The 6,881-nt window shown below is 70.9% G+C and carries 7 protein-coding genes; all 7 read right to left on the bottom strand.

From position 1 onward, the window contains the following. Window positions 1–485: carbamoyltransferase N-terminal domain-containing protein (locus tag ACIQU6_RS39795; protein ID WP_403486721.1), on the bottom strand; the 485-nt coding region annotated here is incomplete at its 3' end. A gap of 1 nt (window position 486) precedes the next feature. Beyond that, complete coding sequence (locus tag ACIQU6_RS39790; RefSeq protein WP_403486719.1) at window positions 487–690, bottom strand: hypothetical protein; 204 nt, start codon at window positions 688–690, stop codon at window positions 487–489. Window positions 691–701: 11 nt separating this feature from the next. Next, complete coding sequence (locus ACIQU6_RS39785; protein WP_403486717.1) at window positions 702–1,619, bottom strand: SGNH/GDSL hydrolase family protein; 918 nt, start codon at window positions 1,617–1,619, stop codon at window positions 702–704. Window positions 1,620–1,718: 99 nt separating this feature from the next. Then, the gene (locus tag ACIQU6_RS39780; protein WP_403486715.1) at window positions 1,719–2,648 is read right to left on the bottom strand and encodes an NAD(P)/FAD-dependent oxidoreductase; all 930 of its coding nucleotides are present in this window, start codon (window positions 2,646–2,648) and stop codon (window positions 1,719–1,721) included. Between the two features lie 3 nt (window positions 2,649–2,651). Next, window positions 2,652–3,959 (bottom strand): MFS transporter, encoded by a 1,308-nt coding sequence (locus tag ACIQU6_RS39775; protein ID WP_403486713.1) that lies wholly within the window; start codon window positions 3,957–3,959, stop codon window positions 2,652–2,654. Beyond that, on the bottom strand, window positions 3,952–4,854 hold the full coding sequence (locus ACIQU6_RS39770) for a phytanoyl-CoA dioxygenase family protein (RefSeq protein ID WP_403486711.1): 903 nt from the start codon (window positions 4,852–4,854) through the stop codon (window positions 3,952–3,954). The genes ACIQU6_RS39775 and ACIQU6_RS39770 overlap by 8 nt, the downstream gene beginning before the upstream one ends. A gap of 127 nt (window positions 4,855–4,981) precedes the next feature. Further along, complete coding sequence (locus ACIQU6_RS39765) at window positions 4,982–6,865, bottom strand: carbamoyltransferase C-terminal domain-containing protein (protein ID WP_403486709.1); 1,884 nt, start codon at window positions 6,863–6,865, stop codon at window positions 4,982–4,984. Between the last annotated feature and the right edge of the window lie 16 nt (window positions 6,866–6,881).

The following is a 6,881-nucleotide window of genomic DNA, read 5'->3' as shown; positions in this document are numbered from 1 at the left end:
GGGCTTGGGAAGAACGCCGACGCCGCGTGCGAGGCGTGGTGGGGGTAGGCCACCACCGGAGGCAACGGCTGCCCGGGCGCCACCTCGCGCAGTTGCGTCCGTACCTCGTCCAGGGCCTGTCGTTTCCCACCGATCCACTGCGGGAAGGACCGGCGGAAGACGGGCAGGCCGCGTGGGGCGGTGGCCAGCCAGGTGCCCAACACCCGGCGGAACTTCAACGCCGGATCCTCGTAGAAGGCCACGGCAGCCAGCTCATCGAGGCGCAGGCCGGATTCCTGTAGGCACCAGGTCAGGGCGTGTGTGGGGAAGTTGGGGTCGTGGCGGCGGCGGGTGAAGCGTTCTTCCTGTGCGGCGGCGAGCGGGACGCCGCCTGCTACCAGTGCCGCCGCACTGTCGTGGTAGTACGCGGAGATACCCAGGACGGGGCGGTTTGGTGCGGTGTCGGACGAGCGGTCGGCGCGTGCGTCGCGCCTGCCGAGGGTCATGTCAGAACAGGGGGTAGATGGACGCGTCGTCCTCCGGCTGCCGCCGCATGCGGGACGAAGGCGGGTCCTGGGCGGCGGCCGGGCCCGGCGGGGTCTTGAGGGGCGGCACGGCCCGGGCGGGGCCGCGCAGCCAGGCAGGGCGGCGCAGCCGGGCGGCCAGGCGGCTCAGTGCGGACAAGAATGCGGGGGTGTCGTCGTCGCCCATGGCGAAGCTCCTCACGCCAAATCAAGGCGGTCCGCCAGTTGCCGGGCCACCCTGTCGTATCCCAGGTCGGTGCAGTGGACGCGGTCGATGAACAGCCAGTCCTTCGGGCCGGCGGTTTCGGTGAGTGCCGCGTTCATGTCCACGAACGGCACGTCGAGGCGGGCGCACCCGGCGGCCAGCCGGTCCGCGTAAGCGCGACCCACCGCCATGGTGGAGATGTCGTGGTGGAATCGACGGAAGTTGGAGACCTCATCCAACTCGTCGAAGAGGAGCTTCTCGCGGGGCAACGGCTCCTTTCGCACCCACGACGCGAGCGGCTGGAGTACGAAGGTGAGGCGGGCGCCCAGGCCCGCGGCCAGTGTCTTCCAGCCGGCAAGATGACGGAGCGTCAATTGCGTGGCGTGGGCGAGGCGTTGCTCGGTGGGTGGGATGACGTCGGGTGCGGGGCCACAGTCGAAGAAGGCGCCGTGGCGGCCCTGTTGTTCCTCGGGGAGTCGGCTGAGGACCAGGTTGTTGACGCCGGAGAGCAGCACGATGTCTTCGAGGGCGGGGAGTTGGTGTTGGAACAGGGTGAACAGCAGGAGTTCCTGGGCTGAGTTGTGGCTCTGGCCGGCGATGTTCAGCCAGGGCAGGCGGGGCGCGTGGGCGTTCCACAGGCGCGCGGTGATGGTGGCCGCGTCACTGGTGGCGCCCACGCCGAAGACGGCGGAGCTGCCGGCGAGGACCCGTGCGGGGCCGTCGGGGCGCTCGTCGCCGACGGTCGCCCGCAGTCCGTCGGGGCCAGGGGTGACCCGGAATCCATGCTGGTCGGTGTGGTAGACGGGGGTCTTCTCGTTGCCGTATTGGAAGTATCCGAGGTAGGGCTGGTCTTCCAGGACGAAGGTGTAGTGCTCCATGTGTGGGGCGAACTCGGCACGCGGTGAGGTCATCGCAAGGGGGCTCCCGTCGGTGTGCTGTGTGTGGCTGTCGTCGCGCCCCGAAGTGGCCGGCGTCGGCGGGGGCGCGGGTGCACGGGCGAGTGGCGGGGCTCAGGGGGTCGGGGGTGGTGGTTTGGGCAGGGAGCCGGGGCGGTCCTCGCGGATCAGGTCGGCGTTGATGGCCATGCCCGCCAGTCCGCCGCTGGCCGCGGCCATCGCGGCCTGTTGCATGTTGCGGCCGAGGTCTCCGGCCACGTACAGCCGGGGCACGCTGGTGCGACCACGGTCGTCGCTCTGCACGGACTCCAGGTCCGGCGCCTGCAGCCAGGGGCGCAGCGGGTCCAGGCGGGGCTCGATGTCCAGGTGCAGGAACAGTGCCCCGTAGCTCGCGGACCGTCCGTCCACGAAGCGGACCTCGACGCCTTCGGGGTGGGACCGGACCTCGCTGACGTGGTCGGTGACGACGGGCACACCGGCGGCGGTGAGCCGGTCCTGTTCGTCCTTGGGCAGTTCGCGCCGGTCGGTGAGGTAGGTGATGCGGTCGGACCAGACCGTGAGGGTCGCGGCGAGGCATTCGCTGGGCACGGCCCCTCCGTAGACCGCGAAGCTGCGGTCGCGCACTTCCCAGGCATGGCAGTACGGGCATTCCAGGACCGTCGTGCCCCACAGGTCCGCCAGGCCCGGGACCGGTGGCAGCACCGAGCGCACGCCCGCCGCGTACAGCAGGGTGCGGGCCCGGAAGGTGCCGGACTCCTTGGTGGTGACCACCACGTGGTCCCCCTCGGGCTCGGCCGAGCGCACCTCGTCCTCCCTCAACGACACGTCGTACGCGTCCAGTTGGGCGCGGGAGCGGGCCCGGAAGTCCGCGATGGTGACTCCGTCGTTGGTGAGGACGTTGTGCATGACGCCGGCGGCCATGTTGCGGGCGTCGCCCGAGTCGATCAGCAGCACGCGGCGTCGTGAACGGCCCAGGTAGAGGGCGGCGTTGAGGCCGGCCGGGCCGCCTCCGACGATCACCGTGTCGAAGAGCTGTATGTCCAATGGTCACCCCTTGTTGAGAACGTCGCCGTGCGGTGGTGGTTCGGAGGGCGGTGCGTCAGAGGGTGGTGCGGGCGCGGTGCGGTCCCCGCGCAAGGGGGCGAGCAGCGCCAGGGCGCCCACGATCAGAGCCACCCCGCACGCCACGAACACCGCAGGCACGGACAGGACTTCGGCGAGCAGACCACCGAACGTGGCGCCCAGCGGCATGGTGCCCCAGGAACACAGCCGGGCCACGCTCATCACCCGGCCCTGGAGGTCTTCCGGTGTCAGCCGCTGGCGCAGCGACATCACCGGGATGTTCCAGCCCATCATGAAGACGCCGTTGACGGCCAGTGCCAGCGCGGCCCACGCCGGGTGCCGGCCCAGGCCCAGCCCGACGTAGGCGATTCCGGAGGCCACCAGGGACCACCGGGCCAGCCGTACGGCGGGGAGCCGGTCGGCGGCACGGGGCGCCAACCAACTGCCGGCGACGGCGCCCAGCGACCCGGCGGTGAGCAGCAGCCCGTAGCCGGTCTCGCTGAGCCCCAAGGTGTCCTCGCTCAGCAACACGAGCATGGAGAAGGTCGCCGAGAACACCAGGCCGTACAAGGCACTCGCGGCCATCGTCAGGCGCAGGACGCGATGGTGCAGGACGAAGCCGAGACCGCCCCGCAGGTCGCGCAGTACCCCCGCGCGCGCGCCCGCTTGGGGCGTGTCGCGGCCGGTGCGGCCCAGCGGGGCGAGGCCGAGCAGCAGCAGCGCGGCCAGGGCATACAGCACGCCGCCGGTGGCCAGCGCCGCGGCGGCGGTCAGACCCACCAGCAACCCCGCGACGGGAGGTCCGATCATCTCGTTGAGCACGATCTGCGCGGTCAGCAGACGGCCGTTGGCGCGCTCCAGGTGCCGCTCGTCGACCAGGCGCGGCAGCATCGCGGGCGCCGCGGTGTCGGCGAAGGTCTCGGCGATGCCCAGCACGAACGCCAGCGCGTACAGCAGGGACAGCGGACGGTCGTCGACGAGCACCAGCATCGCACCGAGCAGGGCCGCGGCGCGGATGATGTTGCTGACCAGCACGATGCGGCGGCGGTCCACCCGGTCGGCGAGGACGCCGGCGGGGAGGGCGAACAGCAGCCACGGCAGCATGTTGACGGTGGTCAGTCCGGCAACCGCCGCGGGGTCGGGGTGATGGGCGACCACCAGCAGCGGCAGCAGGGTCCGGGTGATGCCATCGCCCGCGTTGGAGCCGGCCGTCGAAGCCCACAGCCAGCGAAACGGGCGGCCCAGGTCCACGTGACGGGTCGAACGGGTCCCGGGCCGGGCAGCGCTAGCCAACAACGCTCCCCTCGTTCCACACCCGCAGTCCCAACAGCCGCTCACCCAACTCGGTCAGCGCCGCCGGCCCGTACAGCGCGGACTCGTCCTTGCGCACCCCGCCTTGCGGCGGGTGGGGCGGTACCCGGTCCCGCCAGAACCGCACCCGGGACGCCCGGAGTTCGGCATGCTCCTCCCAGGCAGGGGCCATGGTCAGGTACTGAGCCATGCGCACCCGGGAGGGCGAGACGTTGGGGCGCACCCCGTGCGGAAGCAGGCTGTTGAAGATGAGCAGGTCACCCGGTGCGACCTGCGGGGTGGTGATCGAGTAGCCGGTGAGGTCCGGCGTGCCCGGGTCCCGGTCGGCGGGCTGCGCGCTGACCCACTTCTCCCACTCGGTGAAGATCTCCGGCACGCATTGGAAGCCACCGATCTCCTGGTCACCGTGGGACAGCGAGAGCACCGCCTGACAACTCACCGGCAGCGAGGCCGCGGAGGTGTCCACGTCCCAGTGGATGAACCCGTCGAAGGCGCGCGAACCCCGGTTGGGCGGGTTGACGTTGGCGAAGTCGATGGTGACCCACAGATCGGTGCGGTCCCAGATGTCGGCGAAGGCCCCGTACACCCGCGGGCTCTGTCGAACGTCCCACTGGGCTTGGTGGTTGTACATCTCGACCAGTCCGCTGTGGCCCGGCAGCCGGTCGTTTCCGGTGTGCGGGGAGGTCCAGGTGACGGGGTCGTCGGGGTCCATGTCCAGGAAGGAGTACAGGCCCTCGGTCAGCGCGGTGACCGTCTGCGGCGCCACCGCCTGCCGGACGATCACATAGCCTTCGGTGATCCACTGCTCCCAGTCCGTCGGGGACAGGACGCGCAGGGGCTCGGTCTTGTGGATGTCTCGCAAAGGAACAGCGGCCACGGGCACTCTCCAGGGACGCGATGCCTGCACATGGTCGGGTGGAACGGGCCGGGCCGGACATCGCCGTTTCGGCCAACTTCGGTGGGTCGGGGTGTCGAGGGCGGGTAGGGGTGGTGGCAAGGGCGGGTCACTCGACGATCAGGCGGTGTTCGGGCAGCACCACGGCGTCCAGTGCGGTCTCGGTGAGCAACTGGAGCGCCTCGTCGAGGTCGTTGAGGATGGGGCGGCCGCCGCCATTGGCACTGGTGTTGATGAGGACGGGCAGTCCCGTGCGGGCGGCGACCGCGTGACACAGCCCGTGCAGCAGGGGGTGGGTATCGGGTCGGACGGTCTGGAGGCGGGCCGTGCCGTCGATGTGCCGGGCCTCGGCGAGTTCCCAAGCCCGCTCCGGCCGCACCCGCACCGCGAACAGCATGGCCTCGGTGTGGTCCAAAGGCCCGGTGAAATAACGGTCGGCCACCTCCTCCGGGCAGATCGGCGCGACCGGCCGGAACCACTCGCGGCTCTTGATGGTCTGGGAGACGTATCGACGCGCACCCCTCCAATGGGCCGAGACCAACAGCGAACGGTGCCCCAGAGCCCGCGGCCCGGTCTCCAGACCGCCCTCCAGCCACGCCACGCAGCGCCGGTCGGCCAGCAGGTCGGCGACGGACCGGAGCAACTCCTCCTCGTCGATGGGGCGTTGCACGGTCAGCCCGAGGCCCCTCAACCGTCGGACCAGGTCGGGGGCCAAGGCCGCCGGGTCCCCGCCTGGCTCGCCCAGGCCCGACAGTGGTGGTCCGGCGTAGGCCAGTGACGCCGCTGCCGTACGGCCCAGCAGGGCCGGCCGGTCAGCCGGGTCGGCGACGACCAGCGCCGCGCCCAACGCGATCCCCGAATCGTCGCAGCACGTGGGGACGGACACCCGGGTGAACTGCCCGCATTCGGCCAGGCGACTGTTGGCGGTGATGTTGAGCGCGCAGCCGCCCGCGTAGCAGAGCGTGGTGTAACTGGGAAAGAGTTGGCTGATGCCGGTGACCAGTCGGGTCAGGTCCCCCTCCACGGCGGTCTGCAAGGTGGCGGCCAAGTCGCGGCAGACACGGTCCTCGGGGGAGGTCCCGACGGGGGTGCCGCGGCCGTCGGCGGTGCGGATCTCGTCGGGGAAGACCGAACCGAAGGAGTGCACGACATCGTCGTCGGAGGAGTCGACCAGGCCGGCGTCCAAGTACCCGCCGCTGTAAGGGTCGTACTCCCACCAGGTGTCGGCGTAACGCAGCGCGGATCCCGACAGTTGGTCCTCGTCGAGCTGCTCGTACAGGTCCGGGGAGGCGCGCCGGGTGGACTGCGGGACGAGCATGGCACGCAGCACCGGAAGTACGGCGGGGTCGGTCTGCCCGGTGGCCGTCAGCCCGAGCAGTTTGCCGGTGTCGAACTGGCTGCCGTGGATGCGGCGGGCGAGCGCCTCGTAGACCAGGCCGAAGCGCGGGCCAGTGCGGTTGGTGAAGGACATCACCGGCGTGAGCCGGTCGCCGTCGCCCAGACAGACCATGCCGCACTCGGCGTAGTTACCCGTTCCGTCCAGCGCCAGCACCAGGGCCTTGCGGGCCCCGGAGGTGTAGTAGGCCAGGCCGGCGTGCGCGTAGTGGTGGCGCACCGCGGTCAGGGTGATGTCGCCCAACTCCTTGGCCAGCGGCCAGTCCAGGGGTTTGATCACCCGTGTCACCACGTCTGTGAGCGCAGTACCGCCGGTGGCGGTCCAACGAGCGTCCTCGTTGACGAGTTCGACCAGCGCCGGCGGCAGCACCCGGCACACCGGGGTGTACCAGTCGGCCACCGCGATACGGGTCACCGGACTCACCGCCCGCTGCCGCAACTCAGCCAGCCATCCGGCGACGGCCCGGGGGAAGTCGCCGTTGCCGCCGCACACATGGCGCAGGCCGAGGCGACGCTCGGCCTCGATGACGTGGTAACCGTCCGCGTCGGTGAGGGCGGCGCCCGCGTCATGGCCGAAGTGCATACCGATCGTTGCCATGGAACCAATCACCCTT

The sequence above is a fragment of the Streptomyces sp. NPDC090442 genome (genome assembly GCF_044769405.1).
GTDB lineage: Bacteria > Actinomycetota > Actinomycetes > Streptomycetales > Streptomycetaceae > Streptomyces.
Note: the sequence above shows the minus strand (reverse complement) of the source record. Positions and strands in the feature narration are given on the sequence as shown.